This window comes from Shewanella sp. SR43-8 (assembly GCF_014163775.1).
GTDB lineage: Bacteria > Pseudomonadota > Gammaproteobacteria > Enterobacterales > Shewanellaceae > Shewanella > Shewanella vesiculosa.
The window spans coordinates 199,803-222,089 of sequence record NZ_JACJDX010000008.1 but is presented as its reverse complement, the minus strand read 5'-3'; the positions used below and the strand labels follow the sequence as shown (position 1 = coordinate 222,089).

Annotated in this window: 21 protein-coding genes; 5 read left to right on the top strand and 16 right to left on the bottom strand. The window is 40.3% G+C overall.

Translation table 11 applies throughout. The features are described 5' to 3' along the window. Positions 1–79: 79 nt before the first annotated feature. The 8 genes from H5114_RS12390 to H5114_RS12355 form a co-directional block, all read right to left on the bottom strand. Positions 80–1,483, bottom strand: a complete 1,404-nt coding sequence (locus H5114_RS12390; protein ID WP_182723099.1) for an ATP-binding protein — start codon at positions 1,481–1,483, stop codon at positions 80–82. Positions 1,484–1,522: 39 nt separating this feature from the next. After that, positions 1,523–2,599 carry a 3-dehydroquinate synthase gene (aroB, locus tag H5114_RS12385; RefSeq protein ID WP_182723098.1) on the bottom strand — a complete coding sequence of 359 codons (1,077 nt, stop codon included), beginning with the start codon at positions 2,597–2,599 and terminating at the stop codon, positions 1,523–1,525. Between the two features lie 8 nt (positions 2,600–2,607). Further along, positions 2,608–3,123 (bottom strand): shikimate kinase AroK, encoded by a 516-nt coding sequence (gene aroK, locus H5114_RS12380; RefSeq protein ID WP_011635865.1) that lies wholly within the window; start codon positions 3,121–3,123, stop codon positions 2,608–2,610. A gap of 447 nt (positions 3,124–3,570) precedes the next feature. Beyond that, positions 3,571–5,619: a type IV pilus secretin PilQ family protein gene (gene pilQ / locus H5114_RS12375; RefSeq protein WP_124017493.1), complete on the bottom strand. Its 2,049-nt coding sequence runs from the start codon at positions 5,617–5,619 to the stop codon at positions 3,571–3,573. 21 nt (positions 5,620–5,640) lie between these two features. Continuing rightward, on the bottom strand, positions 5,641–6,159 hold the full coding sequence (locus tag H5114_RS12370; protein WP_124017492.1) for a pilus assembly protein PilP: 519 nt from the start codon (positions 6,157–6,159) through the stop codon (positions 5,641–5,643). Further along, entirely contained in the window at positions 6,159–6,776 is a 618-nt protein-coding gene (locus H5114_RS12365) for a type 4a pilus biogenesis protein PilO (protein ID WP_124017491.1), read from the bottom strand. Before H5114_RS12365 ends, H5114_RS12370 begins: the two co-directional genes overlap by 1 nt. Continuing rightward, positions 6,773–7,357 carry a PilN domain-containing protein gene (locus tag H5114_RS12360; RefSeq protein ID WP_124017490.1) on the bottom strand — a complete coding sequence of 195 codons (585 nt, stop codon included), beginning with the start codon at positions 7,355–7,357 and terminating at the stop codon, positions 6,773–6,775. Before H5114_RS12360 ends, H5114_RS12365 begins: the two co-directional genes overlap by 4 nt. Continuing rightward, positions 7,345–8,424, bottom strand: coding sequence for a pilus assembly protein PilM (locus H5114_RS12355; RefSeq protein WP_124017489.1), 1,080 nt, complete (start codon positions 8,422–8,424; stop codon positions 7,345–7,347). Before H5114_RS12355 ends, H5114_RS12360 begins: the two co-directional genes overlap by 13 nt. Before the next feature lie 186 nt (positions 8,425–8,610). Between H5114_RS12355 and H5114_RS12350 the strand changes: the two genes are divergently transcribed. After that, positions 8,611–11,166 carry a penicillin-binding protein 1A gene (locus H5114_RS12350; protein ID WP_182723097.1) on the top strand — a complete coding sequence of 852 codons (2,556 nt, stop codon included), beginning with the start codon at positions 8,611–8,613 and terminating at the stop codon, positions 11,164–11,166. An 80-nt stretch (positions 11,167–11,246) separates the two neighbouring features. On the opposite strand, the gene yjjG is transcribed toward H5114_RS12350, so the two are convergent. The 3 genes from yjjG to H5114_RS12335 all read right to left on the bottom strand — a co-directional run bounded on the left by yjjG (position 11,247) and on the right by H5114_RS12335 (position 14,522). After that, positions 11,247–11,954, bottom strand: coding sequence for a pyrimidine 5'-nucleotidase (gene yjjG, locus H5114_RS12345; protein ID WP_182697755.1), 708 nt, complete (start codon positions 11,952–11,954; stop codon positions 11,247–11,249). 133 nt (positions 11,955–12,087) lie between these two features. After that, complete coding sequence (locus H5114_RS12340) at positions 12,088–13,158, bottom strand: phosphotransferase enzyme family protein (RefSeq protein ID WP_182723096.1); 1,071 nt, start codon at positions 13,156–13,158, stop codon at positions 12,088–12,090. 77 nt (positions 13,159–13,235) lie between these two features. Further along, positions 13,236–14,522 (bottom strand): DUF805 domain-containing protein, encoded by a 1,287-nt coding sequence (locus H5114_RS12335; protein WP_182723095.1) that lies wholly within the window; start codon positions 14,520–14,522, stop codon positions 13,236–13,238. Positions 14,523–14,865: 343 nt separating this feature from the next. Between H5114_RS12335 and gmk the strand changes: the two genes are divergently transcribed. From gmk to spoT, 3 genes are read left to right on the top strand one after another with little or no spacing between them, the layout of a single operon-like run. Beyond that, the gene (gene gmk, locus H5114_RS12330; RefSeq protein WP_182723094.1) at positions 14,866–15,489 is read left to right on the top strand and encodes a guanylate kinase; all 624 of its coding nucleotides are present in this window, start codon (positions 14,866–14,868) and stop codon (positions 15,487–15,489) included. 60 nt (positions 15,490–15,549) lie between these two features. After that, a complete protein-coding gene (gene rpoZ, locus H5114_RS12325; protein ID WP_011635854.1) occupies positions 15,550–15,828 on the top strand; it encodes a DNA-directed RNA polymerase subunit omega in 279 nt (92 codons plus the stop codon). A 13-nt stretch (positions 15,829–15,841) separates the two neighbouring features. Continuing rightward, positions 15,842–17,950: a bifunctional GTP diphosphokinase/guanosine-3',5'-bis pyrophosphate 3'-pyrophosphohydrolase gene (spoT, locus tag H5114_RS12320; RefSeq protein WP_124017483.1), complete on the top strand. Its 2,109-nt coding sequence runs from the start codon at positions 15,842–15,844 to the stop codon at positions 17,948–17,950. A gap of 53 nt (positions 17,951–18,003) precedes the next feature. Here the strand turns inward: spoT and H5114_RS12315 are convergent, their stop codons facing one another. The 5 genes from H5114_RS12315 to H5114_RS20515 form a co-directional block, all read right to left on the bottom strand. Further along, positions 18,004–18,846, bottom strand: a complete 843-nt coding sequence (locus H5114_RS12315) for a hypothetical protein (protein WP_182723093.1) — start codon at positions 18,844–18,846, stop codon at positions 18,004–18,006. Positions 18,847–19,184: 338 nt separating this feature from the next. After that, positions 19,185–19,511, bottom strand: a complete 327-nt coding sequence (locus tag H5114_RS12310; RefSeq protein ID WP_182723092.1) for a hypothetical protein — start codon at positions 19,509–19,511, stop codon at positions 19,185–19,187. Then, entirely contained in the window at positions 19,511–20,356 is an 846-nt protein-coding gene (locus tag H5114_RS12305) for a hypothetical protein (RefSeq protein ID WP_182723091.1), read from the bottom strand. Before H5114_RS12305 ends, H5114_RS12310 begins: the two co-directional genes overlap by 1 nt. Continuing rightward, positions 20,353–20,829, bottom strand: a complete 477-nt coding sequence (locus tag H5114_RS20520) for a hypothetical protein (protein ID WP_259395288.1) — start codon at positions 20,827–20,829, stop codon at positions 20,353–20,355. Before H5114_RS20520 ends, H5114_RS12305 begins: the two co-directional genes overlap by 4 nt. Before the next feature lie 15 nt (positions 20,830–20,844). Next, a complete protein-coding gene (locus H5114_RS20515) occupies positions 20,845–21,585 on the bottom strand; it encodes a hypothetical protein (RefSeq protein ID WP_259395287.1) in 741 nt (246 codons plus the stop codon). 256 nt (positions 21,586–21,841) lie between these two features. Here H5114_RS20515 and H5114_RS12295 point away from each other — a divergent pair, with 256 nt between their 5' ends. After that, positions 21,842–22,225 (top strand): RidA family protein, encoded by a 384-nt coding sequence (locus H5114_RS12295; protein WP_182697748.1) that lies wholly within the window; start codon positions 21,842–21,844, stop codon positions 22,223–22,225. The last annotated feature ends 62 nt before the right edge of the window (positions 22,226–22,287 follow it).

The following is a 22,287-nucleotide window of genomic DNA, read 5'->3' as shown; positions in this document are numbered from 1 at the left end:
ACAATTATCATCGGCTAAAGTAGATTAATTGTGTTGATTCTTCATGTTATTGACTTAAATGCTCCAGAATATGATGCAACTAATCTTGTCGCTTATAATCACTTAAGTCGGCCCACTTTCTAACCCAAGGTGCCGCTAACCCATATTTTTCCTGCAGACTTTTCGCTTTTAAGCTAGCGCTCGTAGCCGTTTCAAAATCACCCAATAATATAATGTGACGTTGTTTGTAACTCATAATGTAAACCTGCGGCTCTTGCGCCAATTTCACTAATATAGGCGTAAGTGAATCTTTGTCATTCACACTCGCAAGTTGCAGTGTAAACCCTTTAACTTTTAGGTTGGGAGTATTGTCTCGCTCAACAATATCATTCGGTTTATTGACCGGATTAACTTGTGCTTTGGGTAATTTCCCCTGAAAAGACAAGCCCGTTAATGATGAGTTGACCACCACCTCGGTATAATTATCTACAGGCACACCTTCAACAAGCTCAGTCGCATCTTTATCTTCAATTAGGCTATCTGTAATGACTCGCTCCTCTATAAGCAACTGTGCTTGCTCATTGGCGCTCGACTTAGTGAATACCAATTGCCTCTGAGCAAAATAAGCGGTTAATGTTTTATCGGCATAACTCATCACATATTTTGTTGCTTTGGCACGCAACCTTGATTGCTCAGCCGTTAATGTTGGCGATATCGATGTAGAGATTGCTGGAGGTAATTGACGACTAATACCCCACCACATTGCCACACTCGCTAATATGGCAAACAAGGCAATGAACATTTTCGCCGACCAGGACCAAGATGCTTTGCTGGTTTGCGGCTCTTCTAATGCTAACGCTAATAATTTAACCACTTCAGCTGGCGTGCCCTGCTGTTTTTCTAATTGTTTATGGATGATTTCACGGGGAATAAACGGCGTTTGCTGGCTACGAAGTAATAAACTCTGGTAAAGACCATCTCGCTCAGGTAGCGATAAAGGCTCGATCGTAACCGGGAGCAATCTAGCACGAATATCATCGGTTAAATCAGCCACTAAGGTATACCAAAAATCAGGACTAACCGTTACTGTGACCGCTACAGGTTTACCAGCACAATGGATTTGACTCAGAAGAATGCATTCAGCCCAAATATCTTTAGGCAATAGATCGGCATCATCAATAATGATGTGTAATGGCTTTTTCAAACTTGATTGAATTCTAAGAACGGTATCCATTAAAGGACGTTCGTCATCAAATATGGGGGCAGAGATGAGTTGAACAAGAATTTTTCGACGAATTTCTGCACTATCGGCATGTTGAGGGCATATAATTAAAGCTGAATTGTAATCATCTAACTCACTGGCTAGTGCTGCTGTAAGCGTAGATTTACCTGAGCCATCAACGCCACAAACCACCGACATCTGTTCACTATAGCTAGCAATATGCTGTAAACGCTGAATAAGCGCTTCTTGAGTGGGGAGTAACAATAGTCCTGGAGTCGTCAATGATTCACCACACTATAATTGAGATGTAGGAAGCATAACTTATTCGCAGCTAATAACCTGTTTTAACAAGTCTTCACCTACATCACTAAAGACGTCAGCTTGGCCTATACCTGTGGGTAATACTAAGCGAATCTTACCACCTAAAACTTTCTTATCACGGCGCATATGCTTAATAAACTGTTCAAAATCCATCGACTCTGGAGCCGATATAGGTAAATCAAACGCTAGCATTAACAGACAAATACGTTCAACACTTAAATCATCTAATAGATTGAGTTTACATGCAGTTTTTGCCGCAAGAACAGTACCTGCAGCGACTGCCTCACCATGTAACCAAACTCCGTAGCCCATTTCGGCTTCGATAGCATGACCGAAGGTGTGCCCAAGATTTAATAACGCTCTGACACCTTGTTCAGTTTCATCTTGCGCGACAACATCAGCTTTAATCTGACAACATTTTGCAATGGCATAGTTAAGCGCATCAGTCTGGAGTGACTTTAATGGGTTAACATTTTCTTCCAGCCATAGAAAAAATTCTGCATCCCAAATAATACCGTACTTAATGACTTCTGCCATACCTGCTGCAAACTCATTTGCAGGTAATGTCTGTAAGCAAAGCGTATCGATAATCACAGATTTGGGTTGATAAAATGCGCCAATCATATTTTTTCCAAGAGGATGATTTACTGCCGTTTTACCACCGACAGAAGAATCAACTTGGGACAATAATGTTGTCGGCACTTGAATAAAATCAATACCACGCTGATAACACGCTGCCGCGAAGCCAGTCATATCACCAACAACACCACCACCGAGAGCAACTAAGACTGAGTCTCGGGCAAAATTGTGCTCAAGTAGTTCAGTAAAAATATAATCTAGGTGCTGTAAATCTTTAAATTTTTCGCCATCAGGCAAAATAACCGTTTCAACACGCGCGCAAGCGCTCATCGCTTGTTGTATCTTTTGAAGATACAACGGAGCAATGATGTCATTTGAAACAATTAAGGCTTTCTTGTTTGTTAGGTAGCGAGCAAATAGCTCGCTATCATTCATCAAATCCTGGCCAATATAAATGGGGTAACTTCTATCACCTAATTGAACCTGAATCTGTTGCATGTTGTTACCTAAAAGCCGAGTTGCTCGATAATTTGGTTTGCGACGATCTTCGCGCTTTGCTCATCCGTTTTAACGATAACATCCGCAATTTCCTCATATAAAGGATTACGAATTTCCGCTAAGCTTTCGAGCACTTCACGTGGATCATCTACTTGTAACAACGGGCGACGCTTATCACGCTGAGTACGCGCAACTTGCTTGTCGATAGTTGTCTCTAAGTAAACCACTATACCTCGAGCAGAAAGATAGTTGCGGATATCTTTACTCTGAACAGAACCACCACCTGTCGCGAGAACGATACCTTGCCTTTCTGAAAGATCACCAATGACTTGAGCTTCACGACGACGGAAACCCTCCTCACCTTCAACATCAAACACCCAGGCAATATCTGCACCGGTACGTTGTTCAATCTCGTGATCTGAATCGTGGAAATCTAAATGCAGCATTTGCGCCAGATGGCGACCAATTGTGCTTTTACCTGCGCCCATAGGGCCTACCAGAAAAATATTGCGTTTTTCAGCCATTTCGTATACGTCTGAATCTTATATGGAAGAATGCCTTATCGACTTAAACCTCAAGCCGACCTATAATTTAACCTTGCTCTATTGAGACTTGACGAAGGATTATCTCAGTTAAGGGCTACCGCTTGCAAGTCATCACAGCTATTTATAATGATTTTATTATAACCTCGAAGATAAAAACACCCTAAATAATGTAATGTTTACAGTTAAGTGTTTGTTAATGCAAAGACTATAGTTTACTGCAGACAACATAATCTAATTAATATCATTCGCTATAAACTTTAAGAAAGTCACTATTATTGCCGCCATAGGCAGTCATTTTACTCACTTGAGTGATATTTACCGCTAGTGTATTTATCCTACGTGGTAATTTGCTGCTCATAAACATGCACCATAAAAAAACCAGCGCTTACGTCGCTGGCTTTTTATGCTCGTTATCGCTAAAGAAAACTATCGTTTATCAGCAACAATCTTAGGGGTAACGAAAATCAACAATTCTTGACGCTCGTTGGTGTCAGTTGAGTTTCTAAATAAGAAGCCTACTAACGGAATATCACCCAATACAGGTACTTTACTCACTCGGCTAATTAAGTTCTGTTGGTAAATACCACCAAGCACAATGGTCTCACCATTATCAACCAGTACTTGGGTACCAATGCGTTGAGTATCAATCGCAACAGCTTCACCGGTCGCGGTGGCAACCGTTGTTCCTTGAGAGTCTTGAGTAATTTCAAGATCAAGGATAACACGGTCATCTGGGGTAATTTGTGGGGTTACCCGAAGCGATAACACTGCCTTCTTAAAGGTAACCGTTGTTGCACCACTAGATGCTGACTCAACATAGGGAATTTCAACACCTTGCTCAATATACGCTGACTTTTGGTTAGACGTCGTAATACGTGGGCTGGCAATAATCTCGCCTTTGTTTTCTTGCTCTAATGCGCTTAACTCTAAATCGAGTACCGTACCGTCAGCCAATTTAGCAACATGAAAAGCAATACTGGTTGCAGAGCTTGCTGCTGCCGGTAAATTTACATTAAGACGATCATTAACACTTGGGATAATACCGTTAGCAATATCAGTGGCGCCATTAATGGTACCAGAGGTGCCTTTTGTGCCTTGCTGGTCGGTGATGCCCCAACGGATGCCTAAATCTTCAGACACATCGTCTTTCACTGTCACCATGCGGGCTTCAATCAATACTTGCTTAATAGGAATGTCTAATACATCTATTAATCGGTGTACGTTCTCTAAAATTTCCGCAGTGTCTTTTACCAATAGCGTATTTGTACGTTCATCAACAGCAACACTGCCGCGAGATGATAGTAGAGTGGAATCGGTAGTTTTAAGTAAATCCGCTATATCGACGGCTTTAGCATAGTTTATTTGTAAATATTCAGAATATAACGGGGCTAACTCTTTTACTTCTTGGCGATTTTTCAAGTCGTTACTTTCGCGAATAGCAAGCTCTTCACTTGGTGCAACCATTAAAATATTGCCTTCAATACGTTTATCCAAACCTTTAGTTTGTAAAATAAGGTCCAAGGCTTGATCCCAAGGCACGTCATCTAAACGTAAGGTAATTTCACCTTCTACGGTATCGCTAGTAACAAGGTTAAAGTTATTGTAATCAGCAATAATTTGTAAAACAGTACGGACTGAAATATTTTGGAAGTTAAGTGACAATGAGCGACCATTATATTTTTTGGCCTCTTTAGCAACCGAAACGCGTTCAACTTTATCAATGCTAACTTTAAACACATTACCATCTTGGCGGTAGTTATAGTCATAGTTACCATCAACATCAACCAAGATACGGGCAGTAAGATCGTCTTTAAATGTTTCAAAACTATTCACTGGTGTGGCAAAATCTTGTACATCCATAACATAAAGCAAATCATTACCAATATCGGTGTTGTAGAGTTTTATTTCGAGCTTTGAACCAACTTGTTCAACATTAGCGGCTACAGAACGATTGCTAAGATTAAATAATATTTCTCCGCCACCGGTTTTGTTGCGACGAAAATCAATACTACTAATACCGTTAACAAATGGATTATTAGCTTCTACTGGACCAGCGACATCATCATTAATCGTTAACCGATAACTATTACCAACAATTTTACCTTGGTACGGTTTTACTTTATTCATTGCAACAATGATCTGTAAATCGCCACCTTGTTGTTGTGTATTAATTTCTTTTACGCCAACAGTATTCACCGGAATATTGTTTTTAGTTAAATTAGAAATAGTATCAGAGAAATTCAACATGATTTCTGCTGGATCTGCCGATAAATCGACAGACGGTGACACTATTGATGATTCAAAAATCAACTCTAATTCTAATTGATGATCAACCATTGAATGGTATTTGACGTCCATAAGACGATTAGCAGCTATCGCACTGGGTATTAAACCCATTAATAATACTGCGCCTAAAAACGCTCTAAAAAATAATAACTTTGTTATTGCTTTTTTTATCGCGGCAGAAGATTCCATTATTCTCTCATCCTTCGCACGTTATTTTCCTGATAATTCTAAATTGCTGGATCTTTCTGACCAACAACCCGAACCATCAGGGATTAATTCTATAATTTCGATAAATTGCGGCGTTACTTTAGCAATTCGGCCATGATAAAGCCCTAAATACTCGCCTACACCCATGCGATAAACATTGGCATCGCTAGATTCGACTAAAGCCCAAATAGTTCCATCTTCGCTTAATGTTCCACGCATTCTTAAATTGTCTAATGCATAAGTTTCTAAACGACTTTTGCGACGTTTTAAGTCTGGTTGTAAACAATCTTTAGATGTATCAATCACCTCTTCTGTCAATTCCCTTGATGGTGGAACAAACGGGCTGCGCATTAACTCAGCTTGATATGCAAAATGTTCAAACTTTGGTGTTTGCTTCAAAGGCGGTATACGGGCGACGTGTTGTGCCTTTGTAGTAGTAACAAATAGCTCTAAATCGCTGCGATCGCCAATACAACCACTCAATAAAAACACCATTGATAAGAATAAAGGCAAAAATTTCATTATTTCTGTCCCTTATTGGCCTGTTGCGTTAATTCTGCCCCTTCTTTAAAGCGATACGTTTTAGCGAGAATATCCATTGATAAACCACCACTATCGTTCTGCTTTATAATAAAGTCGTGCAGACTGACAATTCGAGGTAATTTTGCAACCCCGCTCACCATATTACCTATTTTATGATAATCACCTTCCACTGACATCTTAATTGGGAATTCAATATAAAAATCACGTTCGATTTCATCATCCCAATCTAGGCTATTAATTCTAAGGCCAGCATCAGTAGCAACAAACGTTAAATCATCTAATAAACCAGGCATCTCATTTTCAGAAGGCAACATTTTAAGCAATTCGGCAAACTGCACTTCCATCACGTCTAATTGCTCACGGTACAGTTTAAGATTAGCTGCTAAACGATATTTAGTTTCAAAATCTTCACGTAATTGAATTTCTTTTTGCTGTTCAGCTTCCATCTCATTGATCGAGTCAGAAATAAACAAGTAATAACTGCCACCAATAACACATAGAGACAAGAAACCAGCAAATACAATTTTTACCAGCTTAGGCCAACCACCAATGTTTTCAAAATCGATATCGTTAAATTGATCTAGGTCGAGATTCATTTTCTCGCTCCTTGGTTCGGATCAACATTCGCTTCTTGTGAATCATCACGAATAGTGACACGTAATTTAAAACGTTGTAACTGCCTTAACTCTTCATTTTGGGTCACAATCGATTGCATACTCGGATCGTTCAGATAAGCAGAAGTTTTAACCTTTCTCATCATATTAGCGACGTTATTGTTCGATTCACTTCGTCCCTCAATTAATAACACGCTACCTTTCTTCTCTATACTTGAAAGATAAATACCAGGCGGAACAATTCGAACTAATTCATCTAAAACATGGGTCGGTAAATTACGCGATTGTTGTAAATTGAGAATAATCTCAGTGCGACGTTCTATGTCTTTTTTACGTTCGGTAATTTTTCTAATTTCGGCAATCTGGGTATCAAGCAAACTAATTTCCGATTCCAAATAGGCATTGCGTTGACGTTGATCATCAGTGACCACTTCCAGAAAACCCAGAAATAAATAAACGACTAATGAAGTCACTAAAAAGACTAATGCTAAAATACCGATGAAGTCGCGTTTTTGCTTCTCTCTTGCTTCTTCACGCCAAGGTAATAAGTTTATGTTCGCCATTGAGCATAACTCCTTAACGCAAGACCACATGCCACCATATATTTACTCATATTAGGTTGAAGCTGACTTTTCATCACATCATCTGCATGCAAACAGCCTTGGAAGGGGTCAGCAAGAATAGTATGAGTACCTAACTCGTTGGTAAGTAATTCAACCATTCCTTCTAACTTAGCTGTACCACCACATAAAACGATGTAGTCAACTTTTTCACGGCCACTGGCAGTACAATATATCTGTAAGGTTCGTTTAATTTGTTGTAATAATTGCGTCTGAAAAGGTGATAGAACTTCGAACATATAATTACGGGGTAATTGCCCTGTTATCTTGGCTCGTTCAGCCTCATCATGGGGCATTCCATAAAATGACAAGATTGATTGAGTAAATAACTCGCCACCAAAAGCTTGTTCACGTATGAAAGTAGTATCACCATTTTCAACCACTGAGAATGTGGTCATATTGGCACCGATATCAACCATGGCGATTGATTTATCTTTAGCACCATCAGGTAACTGGCCATAAATTAATTCTGCAGAACGTCCTAAAGCATAGGCTTCCACATCGACAACTTTTACATCTAGCTCGACTGCATCTAGTGCATCTACTCGTGAATCAATGTTTTCGGTGCGACATGCACTCAGTAGCACATTCACTTTCGTTGGATCGGTAATGTTAGGATTAAGTCTTTCAAAATCAATACTGACTTCATCGAGCGAATAAGGAATAAGATTGTCAGCTTCAATCTCAATTTGAGCTTCCATTTCCTCTTCATTCAACGCAGCATCCATATAAATGACCTTAGTCATTACAGCAGATCCTGAAACAGCAACAGCAGCAAATTTGAGGGATTTAGGTAATCCCCGTCGAATTTGTCTTAATGATTCAAGTACCGCTTCAGAATCACGAATATCATGATCAACTACAGCTCCTTTTCTAACAGGAACCGCCGCATGGTTTTGAATTTTATATCCATCCGCAGTCTTGCTCAACAATATGGCTTTGATTTCATGAGATCCAATATCGATCCCGACCATTTGAGGTGCTTGACGCTTCCATAATTTTGAAATCATAGTCCGTCATCACAATTGTATTTTTATTTTCTAAGAGATTAGCACATAATCAACTCGTTATAAGTATTTGTATAAAATGTTTCAACATTTTACAAATACTATTTAGTTATTTCATGTTTTACTTCACCAAAAACCCTCACGCTTATATACTAACGTCACTATTTGTAATTTTTCTGGAATTCTAGAGTGAAGTGGTTTAAACGTTTATTAATTGCATTTTTTAGCCTATCACTACTTGGCATTGCTGCTATAGCTGCCGCTTATTTTTATGTGCTACCCGATTTACCCGATGTTAATTCGCTAAAGACGGTTCAATTACAAACTCCGCTGCGTATTTATAGCCGCGATGGCAAACTGATTTCTCAGTTTGGTGAGAAGCGTCGTATACCTGTTGAGTATGAAGAGGTCCCGACTCAGTTAATTAATGCCGTGCTCGATACCGAAGATGCGCGCTTTTTTGAACATAATGGCATTGATCCAATTGGTATTATTCGTGCGGCGGTCATTTTGATAACGACGGGTAAGAAAAGTCAAGGTGCCAGTACGATAACCCAGCAAGTTGCCCGAGGTTTTTTCTTATCGAATGAGAAAACGTACATTCGTAAAGTAAAAGAAATATTTCTAGCGCTAAAAATTGAAAAAGCACTCACTAAGAAAGAAATCTTAGCTCTTTATTTAAATCGCTCATTTTTAGGTAACCGTGCCTATGGCGTAGGTGCTGCAGCGCAAGTTTATTATGGTAAAGAACTTAACCAACTGACGTTACCAGAGATGGCAATGATTGCCGGTTTACCACAAGCACCATCAGCAGCAAATCCTATTAGAAATACCGAACGGGCAATATCTCGTCGAAATTGGGTTCTAAGCCGCATGCTCGAGAAACGTAATATCACTCAAGCAGAATATCAAGAGGCCATCAATAGCGCTTCTACCGCGAAATATCATGGCGCTGAAATTGACTTATACGCTCCATATGTTTCGGAAATGGCACGTGATTACATGATCCAGAAGTACGGTGAAGAAGCCGCCTATACCAATGGATATAATGTCTACACCACCATATCTTCAGATCTACAATTGATGGCTCAGGAGTCATTAAGAGATAATGTTTTTGCTTACGACCAACGCCATGGTTACCGAGGCCCTGTCACTGAATTATGGACTGATACACCACTAAGCAACGATGAGATTGTGGCGATTTTAAAGCGCACGTCTTCGGTACAGGGCATTATGCCAGCAGCTGTGCTAAGCGTAAAAGACCAACAAGCACAAGTGATTGATGAAAAAGGCGAACTGCTGACTCTTGAATGGAATGGCTTAAAATGGGCGCGTAAGTTTATTAGCGATAAACGTCAGAGCTTACCACCGAAACTTGCAAGCGATATATTAACCGCCGGCCAACAAGTCTGGATCCGTCACAATGGTAAGCATTGGCAATTATCACAAATTCCTCAGGTATCGAGTGCAACCGTCTCGCTTGAACCTCATGACGGAGCAATTAAAACGCTTGTAGGCGGATTTAGCTTTAGCCAGAGTCAATTCAATCGAGTGACTCAAGCTAAGCGTCAATTAGGCTCCAATATTAAGCCTTTTATTTATGCCGCAGCTTTAGAAAAAGATTACACCTTGGCTACGCTTATCAATAACGCACCAATTAACAAACCCGATACCCGCCAAGGTACTGCATGGCGACCAAAGAACTCACCTGATATCTACGGTGGGCCAACACGCTTACGTGTGGGTTTAGCTCAGTCGATTAACGTTATGTCAGTTAGAGCAATGCGACATACCGGTTTAGACGACACCATAAAAGAGCTGATAAAGTTCGGATTCGACCCAAGTGATTTACCACGCAATGAATCGTTAGCTTTAGGTTCTGCATCGGTAACACCATTACAAGTTGCTACTGCATTTAATACTTTCGCTAATGGTGGCTACTTAGTTGAGCCTTACTTTATTGATCATGTCACCGATGCATACGACAACATGGTTGAACAAACCATTCCAACTATTGCATGCAGTAAACCAGAACCATCTATAACAGGGCCAACAGAGCTTACTGATATTGATGACCCATTTACTGTGATGGCAACAGAGGTAGATCAAGAGAATGTCAGCTCAATCACCGCAGAGCAAAATGTATGTACTAATCCACAAGCTCATTTTGCCAAAAGAGTTATCTCTGAACAGACAGCATTTTTGATTACTGAAGCTTTAAAAAGCGTGATTTGGGGTGGCGGTGACTGGAGCCATGGAACGGGGTGGAATGGTACGGCTTGGCGAGCATCAAAATTAATTAAACGTCATGATATTGCGGGTAAAACAGGAACAACTAACGAATCTCGTGATACTTGGTTCAGTGGTTTTAATCCTACATTAACCGCAACCTTCTGGGTTGGTTTTGATGATCATGGTCGTCAATTAGGCCGTTCAAGCTGGATGGCTAATGGCGATCCAGATCAAATATCAGGTGCTGAAGCAGGAGCAAAAACTGCCGGTCCTGGTTGGAATGACTATATGAATAAAGCCCTATCTGGCACCCCAGAAGCGCCCGTCATTCCGCCTAAAGGGATTGTATCTGCGCGTATTGATTTAGCCACGGGTAAATTGACTCGAAAAACAGACTATACGACAGAGTTTGAGTACTTTGTTGAAGGCACTGAACCTAAAGAATATGTCACTGAAACTCAGCAAAGTGGAGATATCTTTATCGACAATGTTGCTGAAGATTTATTCCAATAATATCGATTTACATTAGCTAATAAAAAAGCCATTCAACTGAATGGCTTTTTTATAACAGATGATATGACATTACAATGTAGCTAACCTGCTACTGATGTGTTCGGTATCAATAGTTGATGTAGCTCAGTTAAATTTCGTACCTGATAACTGGGAACAATATTATCGCTTATAGGTTGGTCATGATGATTTAACCAACATGTGTCGATACCCGCATTGATCCCCCCTAAAATATCTGAGTGTAGGTTATCACCGACCATCAGCACTTGGTGCTTCTGCGGCTCTCCCATTAAGCTGAACGCATGCTGAAAAATAGCTACATCAGGTTTTGCTTTACCCAGTTGTTCAGAAATTACCACTGGATTAAATGCATCTTGGAAACCGGTACGACTCAAACGGATATTTTGTAATTCGGTAAAGCCATTAGTAATAATGCCTAAATTGACCTTACCCGACAATGAATCAACTAATTCACGAGCTCCCGGTAAAGGGAGACAAATATCAGCCATAGCACTTAAAAACTGACTATTTAAATGCTGTGGTGTTACGGATAATTTAGCTGCCCAATGAGTAAATCGAGTGTGTTGCAAATGTGCAGCGCTGATTAAACCGTTCTGATACTCGACCCATAACGGTTTATTAACCTGCTGATAAACAGAAAAATCTTCTGCACTAAAATCAATATCAAAGCGCGAAAACATTAATTTTAATCCAGCAAATGCATCGAAATGAAATAGTGTTTCATCTGCATCAAATAAAATCCATTTATACTTATTGAGCATATTTGACATCAATTAAATCCTTATTTTAAAAAACGCTAACCTAACTAAGTTTGAATAATAAAAGTTATCGAGCAGAGCTTTGGTCTACTATTGGTATTGGCTAGCAATGGGCAATATAACGAGATGATTTTTACGATACTGGCTAAGCGCTAAATAAAGACATTAACCTAGTTTCTTGCTGCAGTAGACTTTGATAAATGGTTAACTGATTGATGGCACGATCAAGATTATGGTTTTCATATTTAATCCCAAAATAAACGTCACCATTTAAATAATCAGTTAAAAAACGAACACCAAGCATTAATGGCATCACTTTGGTTCCTAGCCACAAACTACGCTTTTCAAGCGGAGTAATAATACCAACAAGAGAAGCAATATAAGAGTTGGCAGCGGCAATAATTATTTCAGGACGCGCGTAAACATTGGCTAAATTAGTCGAATCTTCCGCCTCAGGTGAGCAAAATGCACGAACCATATCGCCAAAGTCATACATTAAATATCCTGTCATACAGGTATCTAAATCAATAATAGCTAAACTAGACATGTCTCGACTATCAAACAACATATTATTGATTTTAGTATCATTATGGCAAACCCTGATCGGTAAATCGGTTTCATATTGCAACAATGTTGTCACTAAATAAGTTTGAGCCAAACAAAAATCGACCCATTTTTTACACTGCGCTAATCGCTCATGACTATCGTTAATCTCGGCACTATGCAGTTGAGCCATACGTTGAGGTAAATTTAAAAAATTGGGGATCACATCGATAATATCAGTGGGGGTTAAGTTACTCAGTGCCGCAGCAAAATGCCCAAACGCCTCGGCCGCTAGCTTAGCTTGCTCGGGCGTATCAACTACTTCAATTGTATCGCTATGGGGCAAATAATCTATTGCCCGCCAAAATCCTTGCTCAGCTAAATCTACGTAAAGCGCGCCAGAAACGGTAGCGATTGGACTCACCACTTGCAAGGGATATTGTTGCTGTTGCCGCTTAGCCAATAAATGCTGACTAATGTTAGCGGCATTTTGAATCATAACCCTAGGATCAGTAAATATTTGAGTATTAATCCGCTGCAACACCATCGTTTTAGCTTGATCTCGCACCAAAAAAGTCTGATTTATATGGCCATTACCCAGTGGATGAATGGAGCTGTGCTCGGTACTAAAACCAAACTGAGGTAACACATTGCTACGGATAAAATTAACCAATCAACACTCCAACACTAATATCACCAAAACCTAAGGTAACCAATACATCACTTTGGTCCGGTTTCTCTCTGTAATCGTTACTGACTCAGTATCATTTCAAATTGAGGGTTTTGCATCAAGGTTGCTTGACTGCCCTTTAAGTTAAATTCATAGCCACACAACTTAAAGCTGCCTCTGAGCGCGACATCATTGACAATGGCATCTTTGTCTAATGGTGTAAATCTAGCCTCACTGGCACCATCATTAAGTAAATCAACGGTGATAGGTCGATAGCGACTACCGTCATTAAACTCAAGATTAGCGCAGGTTTTATCACCCGTTGCTGTCGCTAAACGCCACATATTTTGCGCAGCGCCGCTATCTCCTAACCAGCGCACAATCAAGATTTCACCCTCTAACGCCAGCCAAAATCCGTCTGGTAGTTTTACCATCTCTCGAGTGCCAGCTTGTTGTTGATGACTTATGCCATCAAGGTGTGCGGCTTGTTCGGTTTCGTCGCTAGAAAAAACATTGACCAATGCAAAGACCAAATACACGACTAAACAGATAGCCAAGATAAGCGCAGTAATTTTACCAATTAAAATAAGCTTTTGCTGGTGTAATTTGGCCACATTAAGCCAAGATTTTGCTAGCTCGGTAATCGACCCAGATTGTAATGCATCTTGATCGACATAAAGCGGTTGATTATTACGCACTGACGCTGTGGAAAATGAGCTAGTGTATTGCTCATCTATTGCAGCATCAGCATCGAGGGCCGTGTTATCTTGCTCAATACCAGCCTGAGGTAAAACATCATCAATAGTCTGATTGCTCTGGGTTTCGCCAGAATATAGCTCAGATGATGTACTAAAGTTCACCTCATTATCAGTTAATTCTACGGCTGAAAATGTACTCTCTGGCGTTGCCTGAACAGGCATAGCCTGCCCTTTCATAACTGGCTCTTGTCTGTGATAAACCGAACCTATATTGGATACTGGCGCCATATTTGGTCCATTATATCCTTGTACATAATTAATGATATTTCTAGGCGGTAAAAATGCCAAATAGCCACCACAGGCTAAGCCGAATAAAAATACGCCAGCTGACGCGCCCAAAGGCGCCATAAAGTAAGTCAATATGCCAAAAGCCAATACAGGTATGACACAAATCATCGCTAACTTAATCGATTTATTGGCATCATTTAAGCGACGAAGTGCAGCCAAACCAACAATAGGCATAACCGCTAGCGTCACAATCACATTAATTACACTCGTCGGAAATACGATAGCCACAACTGTTAACAACAAAAATGCAGCGAATATAATTGCCATTAACCTTAAGCCTGTGTCACGACCATCTCGGCACAGTAGGGTTTTTACAGACATCAATCATTCCTATTCATTTACGAAAAAATCAAAAAAAACAGCTAGGTACATAACAGAATTTATCGGTAATTATACACAGTGATGGCAAGGTGATTAGATTGTTTTCACCATCAAAACTGACAACCGCTATTAATAGCGCAAAGCCTACAGAATTTATCTTATAAAGCCAGACCCAACCTAGGTTTTACATAACTTTTTTATTCATTAACCTGTCTGTTGCTTGTCGCCCATTTATCGCAACAAGGCACAGTAGCAATCGCTATGATTGCGCTAGCATAACCTTACAGTTAACGAGTATAATATTAAGCTTTCTTAATGAATAATCGGATGAGAAACCCTATTTATGAGCACTCGTGGAAATCTTTTTATTGTGTCAGCCCCCAGTGGCGCAGGTAAATCATCACTTATATCAGCACTATTAAAAGATACACCAACTGATAAACAGGTTTCAGTGTCACACACGACCCGTAAACCTCGCCCTGGCGAAGTCGATGGCCAACATTATCATTTTGTCACTGTTGAGCAATTTAAAGCATTAATTGACCAAAACGCCTTTATTGAATGGGCTGAAGTCTTTGGCAATTTTTATGGCACCTCCAAAACCGTCATTGAACACACTTTGGCTAATGGTATCGACGTCTTTCTAGATATCGACTGGCAAGGTGGTGAACAAGTTAAAAAACTAATGCCATATGCGATTGGGGTATTTATTTTACCGCCATCGAAAACTGAACTAGAGCGTCGTTTAACTGGTCGAGGCCAAGACAGCCAACAAGTGATTGATTCACGCATGGCACAAGCGGTTTCTGAAATGTCACATTACGCACAATATGAATTTGTGATTGTAAATAATGATTTTGATGACGCCCTAACCGATTTAAACGCCATTATTCGCAGCCAAAGACTAACCTGTGCTAGTCAGCAGCATACCCACAATGATATGCTTATTGATCTCTTGGCAGACTAATTGTCATAGTGTACAATTTTGCGTCATTTTTCCCCATAGATAACACTGGAGTTTCAACACATGGCTCGCGTAACTGTAGAAGACGCCGTAAACAAAATCGGCAACCGTTTTGATATGATCCTGGTTGCAGCGCGTCGTGCACGCCAAATCGCCGTCCAAGGTAAAGAACCTATGGTTGATGAGATGAATGATAAACCAACGGTTGTCGCATTACGTGAAATCGAATTAGGTTTAGTCACCTCTAACACTTTAGATGCTGATGAGCGCCAAACTGTTCGTGAACGTGAAGCAGCTGAAATTGCCGCTGTAGCAGCCATAGCAGAAGGCCGCGTTTTATAAGGAGTAGCGCCACTTGTATCTGTTTGAAGGTCTAAAAGAGTCAGCATCCAGCTATCTAGAGCCGGATCAAGTAGAATTACTCAAGCAGGCCTATTTGGTTGCGCGTGATGCCCACGAAGGGCAAATGCGCACAAGTGGCGAGCCTTATATCACCCATCCCGTTGCGGTTAGCCGCATCTTGGCAGACATGCGCCTCGATCATGAGTCGCTTATGGCTGCCTTGCTTCATGACACCATTGAAGATACACCGGTAACCAAAGAAGAACTCACTGAGTTATTTGGTGCTGATGTTGCCGAACTGGTTGAAGGTGTTTCCAAGCTTGATAAAATCAAGTTTCGTGACAGAAAAGAAGCCCAAGCAGAAAACTTCCGTAAAATGATGATGGCAATGACTCAAGATATTCGAGTTATCCTCATCAAATTGGCCGACCGCACCCACAATATGCGCACATTAGGCGCTCTTCGCCCTGATAAGCGTCGTCGTATTGCTCGCGAAACGTTAGAAATATATGCTCCAATTGCTAATCGATTAGGTATTCATAATATTAAAATCGAACTTGAAGATCTCGGTTTTCAAGCCTATTACCCTATGCGACACAGAGTGATCCGCGATGTCGTAAAAGCAGCTCGTGGTAATCGTAAAGAACTGATTAACAGTATTGAAGTGGCTATTGAAACACGCCTTGAAGAAGCTGGAATTCCCACTAAAGTCAAAGGCCGTGAGAAAAACCTCTATTCAATCTATCGAAAGATGCGCAGTAAAGAACTTCAATTTCAAGAGGTTATGGATATATATGCGTTCCGTGTTATCGTCGACTCTATTGATACCTGCTATCGCGTATTAGGTGCTATGCACGGATTATACAAGCCGCGCCCTGGACGTTTTAAAGATTATATCGCCATTCCAAAAGCCAACGGTTACCAATCACTGCACACCTCGTTATTTGGCCCCCATGCGGTGCCTGTTGAAGTGCAAATTCGTACCGAAGAAATGGATCAAATGGCCGACAAAGGTGTCGCTGCGCATTGGATGTACAAAAACAATACCGATGCGGCTCAACAAAGCACTTCTCAAGTTCGCGCTCATAAATGGATGCAAAGTTTGCTGGAATTACAGCAAAGTGCTAGCAGCTCATTTGAATTTGTTGAAAACGTTAAAACTGAGTTATTCCCTGAAGAAATCTACGTATTTACTCCAGAAGGTCGTATATTAGAATTACCAGTCAATGCCACGGCGGTCGATTTTGCCTACGAAGTGCATACTGATGTGGGCAATACCTGTGTTGGCGCACGCGTTAATCGTCAAGCATACCCGCTGAGCCAACCATTAATTTCAGGGCAAACCGTTGAAATTATTACCGCCAAAGGTGCCCGCCCTAATGCTGCATGGCTAAATTTTGTGGTAACGGGTAAAGCCCGAGGTAAAATCCGTCAGGTATTAAAGAGCCTTAAAGGCGATAATGCTATCGCATTAGGCAAACGTTTATTAAACCATGCCTTGGGTGATACCAAGCTGGAAACTATTCCCGCTGAATTACTTGAGAAAGTGATCAAAGAAACCAAACACACATCATTAGACTCGCTGCTAGCAGATATTGGCTTAGGCAATGCCATGAGTATTGTGATTGCACAGCGCTTGGTTGGTGAGCAGTTTGATTCTCAAGACAGCAATAAAGAACGACCACAAATGCCAATTCGCGGTGCCGAAGGTATGTTGGTCACTTACGCCAATTGCTGCCGCCCAATCCCCGGCGATGCGGTCATTGCTCATGTGAGCCCAGGCAAAGGTCTGGTAGTGCACATGGAAAGCTGCGCCAATATTCGCGGCTATCAAGGCGAGCCAGATAAGTACATTTCAGTACATTGGGACAACGTAGAAGGGGTTGAATACCAAGCTAACTTACGCGTTGAAATTGTAAACCACCAAGGTGCGTTGGCAAAAATCACTTCGATCATTGCTTCTGCTGGTTCTAACATTCACAACCTCAGCACCGAAGAACGTGATGGCCGTGTATATCTGATTAATTTACGTATTTCAGTTAAAGATCGCGTTCATCTTGCAAACGTTATGCGCAGGATCCGTGTTTTACCTGAAGTCTTACGCACTTCGCGTAACCGCTAATGATTTCATGAGTGGTTTAGTTAACCTCTCATGAATATTCATATTTTAAGTTATTACTCAGTTATAGTCGCGGAAAATACTCTTTGTTCTTCCTCAATATAATCAGTTAACGACACCATCTGCATCACCCGTTGCTGGGTTTGATTGGCCGCATTGCGCCACTTTTTATGTTTATTAAAGCGATCAACGTGATGCTTAAACCGTACCACTAAAAAGTGTTGCTCATCTAAGCCTAGGCAATACATATCAGTTCGGTTTCTAGATTGGGGTTGCACTAACTGATGAAATACCCACTGATTGTCGTTAATTGTCACAGTGCTAGTATCATTATTTAGAGGGTAACCGCTACTGTTAATAAATGCCTTAAGCTGCATAGCTTCATGTTTTGGACTATGCTCGCGATATATTTTCAATATTTTTTGTCTTAAGTATGCTCTTTTTCCTCTAGAATCATCAACAGGTTCAAGTTGATAGTAACTTTCATCATACTTTTGATTAAGCCACTGCTTAAGCGACTGATTATCGAGCACATTGATATTCTCAGAAACTTTGTGTATCGCAAAAGCACAGCCCAGCATGCCATATTCACTGTCGGGTAAAATGCCAATGATTGGCTTGTATATCCAAAAAACCGTATGGAAAATTACATAGGACAGATCAATGTCGCTATTTCGATGTTCGTTAAACCATTGAGGATTTCTATATGGATACTTAACCTTCGGCTGTTCAACAGTGTCAATATTGTTAAGAGATAAACTACTGATAGGAAAATTAATGTCTAGCGTTCTATTCTCTAAAATAAACCGTTCTTCCACCATTTTGCTAAAGTCGGCGCCGCCGACAAAACCTTGCCTCAACACTCTAGGCAATGCTTTTATAATAGTGATGAATGCCACTATTATAATCTTTGTCAATAAAGCTATCATAAGAATCAGTTTCATATAGTCAACTTGATAAAAATACAGACTTCTAAACCCAAGCAGTACATGCCTGTGCGACTGTGGAAACAAAGATTCACCAATTGATAAAACACCCAATCTATGTCATTAATTTGTATAATGATAACAACAGGAATGGCGTATACCGCTGACCTTTATCGCCCCTCTAACTGCTCTGCCATCACCTCATCTGACAGTATGGATATTTACTCATTCCTTGTCTTAAATATGTATTCCAACTTAGTTCTTTCTCTTATGGTTCAGGGTGATTATAGTATTCTCGATTGCCCCAATGCCTAATTATAAAGTGCATTTATCCTATCTGGAATTTTCTTGATCCTAAACACACTGCTGGGGAAAATACCGATAATCGTAAGAGACATCCACAGCTCAGTATAAATATGGACATAGGTTTCATGGGTGTGAGTTTTTTGCTTCGTATTAAACCAATGCCTATTTCTATAAGGATAATTAACCTCTTTGGGTAACTGTCGAGCAACTATATTACTGATAGGAATAGTTATTTTTAACAGTTTGTCTTCTAAAATAAACAGCTCAGTGACGAGCTGAGTAAAATCAGCACCGCCAACAAAGCCTTGCCACAAGCTCTTCAATAACCCCATTATACTGTTTCTTGTCCAGATGAAGTTTGCAGAGCTGACGAAGTATCATTGGATAGTCGCGATTGTGGTTCATCTGCAACATAATCAGTTAATGACACCATCTCCATCACCCGTTGCTGCGTTTGATTGGCCGCCTTGCGCCACTTTTTATGTTTGTCAGAACGGTCAACCTGATGGTTAAAACGCACAACTAAATAATGGCCTTCATCTAAACCTAAACAATACATGTCGGTGCGACTGCGTGAATGAGGTTTAATCAATTGATGAAACACCCACTCAGTACCATTTATTTGTACCGTAGTAGCATCTGGAATTTGGGGATAACCGCCGTTGTTTATAGCAGCTTCTAATTGAATAGCCATTACCTCATCTGAAAGAGTGGTATGTTTACTCATTTCTTGCCTTATTCTAGTGTTGCTACCTCGAGCTTTGTCACCAGGCTCAGGGTGATTATAATATTCATCATATTCTTGATTAAGCCATGAACCAAGGGCCTGATTATCAAGCGCATTAATACCATCATGGTTTTTTTTTATTCTAAACACACTGCTGAGCATGCCGTATTCACTGCTGGGAAAAATGCCGATAATGGGCAAATACATCCAAACTCGAGTATAGATATGCACATAGGTTTCATGGGTGTGAGTTTTTTGCTTCGTATTAAACCAATGCCTATTTCTATAAGGATAATTAACCTCTTTGGGTAACTGCCGAGCAACTACATTACTGATAGGAATAGTTATTTTTAACAGTTTGTCTTCTAAAATAAACCGCTCAGTGACGAGCTGAGTAAAATCAGCACCACCAACAAACCCTTGCCACAATGTTTTTAGTAATTTCTTCATAATGTTTTTTGTTTTTTTTGTGCTTCTTGCATTAATTGCTCAGCTTTCTGAATATATTTTTTAACTTCTTTTGCGCGAACTTTTGAACCTAACGTCGATAATTGGGCATAATAGGTTTTTACCCCCAAGAAAGGCAGTGTATGTGGACTTGCACCCGTAGAACTAAATATTATCGAGGGAAAAAATTTAATTGAACGAGCAAAACTACTGGCAGAGAGATCATTTTTACCGGCAAGATTAGGCACGGGATCGAATGGATTATTACGTGGTTCATGGGTTTTTAACCCCACCAATTTAGCCGCTTGCTGCAAGTCAGCCACATTAGCACCACTTCCATGAATAGCTAATTCTTGACTAGTTAATAAGCCTTGATAATGAACTCGATAATAGCGTAATGCCGATAAGAAAATAATTGCCCCTTGGCTATGGGCGACCCATTTGACCTTTTTACCCAACTGCTGGTTTTGCTTCAATACTGCCGCCAAGTGCTAGGCATTATGCGAAGCATTACTTTGACTTTTATCAAATGCACACTCAATAAGATCGCGCACAACTTTATCACTAGGATTATGAAATAAAGTATAAGCTTGAATTGCATCACTTTGATAGGCAGTATCTAAATGAGTGCCCATTAGCCACTGTGCTTTAGCAAACTCATTTAGCATACCGTTTATGGCGGCATGGGCAGTTTTTACTTGTGTGGTAGGCTTTGCGCCCCCCCATTCAGTAGTTAATTCTGTAATTTCCTCTTCCGTTTTTGCCCCATCGTATTTCGCTCCTGAGCCAATCCTTTCAACTCTATACAACATGGTGCGCTCATCTGTATGGCGATCTCTCTTACCATATAATTGTTGATCAAATAATATATCGGTGACGTGCACTTGTCCGTTCGCGGCAATTTTATAATCAATAAAGTAATGATAATTACGAAATGGAATATCAGAGCGGCGCATATGCCTAAAGGGATTACGGCTTTGTTTAATTGACGAGGCTGCTGTTGGGTGCAGGCTGATAAATTGAATTTCTTTAATCACCTGCTGTTGGTCATAATCATTAAGGCTTTGCAGCATAACAAATGCTTGATAGGAAAATTCAACTTTTTGGTAATTAAAGTCAACCGGTAATCGAAGTCCATGCTCTAATGCTGTTTGATGGTCTAAGCCCATTAAACTATGAGGTGAACTCGGTTGTAGTGCATTTTTATTTGCGCCGCTGTTTTTCCATGTCATGCTCGTCATCCCTGATATATAAATTATGTATCATAAAATGGATTGTCGATTTTATATATAGCTACAAATAACTGGTTTATTATGGTTAGTAATACTTGATGATAATGAGTTAATAATAAGCTCATATATACCCATTTAGGTCAGACGTTATTCGTAGCATTGAAACTGTTTAAGGAGGCTTGCTCAAATAGCGCTAAGCCGATACATTGACTATTAATTTTTACCAACCAACACAATTAAATAAAGAGAATTCAACATGGCTGAAAAAATTATCATCGCAACCGACAAAGCCCCCCAAGCTATTGGTACTTATTCACAAGCAGTTAAAGTCGGCAGTACCGTTTATCTTTCAGGTCAGATCCCATTAGACCCAAAAACCATGACCATGGTGAGCGATGATTTTGCAGAACAAGTTGTACAAGTGTTCGAAAATTTAACCGCGGTATGTGAAGCTGCTGGCGGAAAAATGAGTGACATCGTTAAGCTAAATATCTTCTTAACCGATTTATCTCATTTTGCCACGGTAAACGAAATTATGAGTCGTTACTTCCAACAACCTTATCCAGCTCGTGCCGCGATTGGCGTCAAAGAGTTACCAAAAGGGTCATTGGTTGAAATGGACGGAATCATGGAAATTTAGCGACAACCGTACAATTTTTTTAAAGGCACCTAGGGTGCCTTTTTTATTATCCGTGGGTTTTA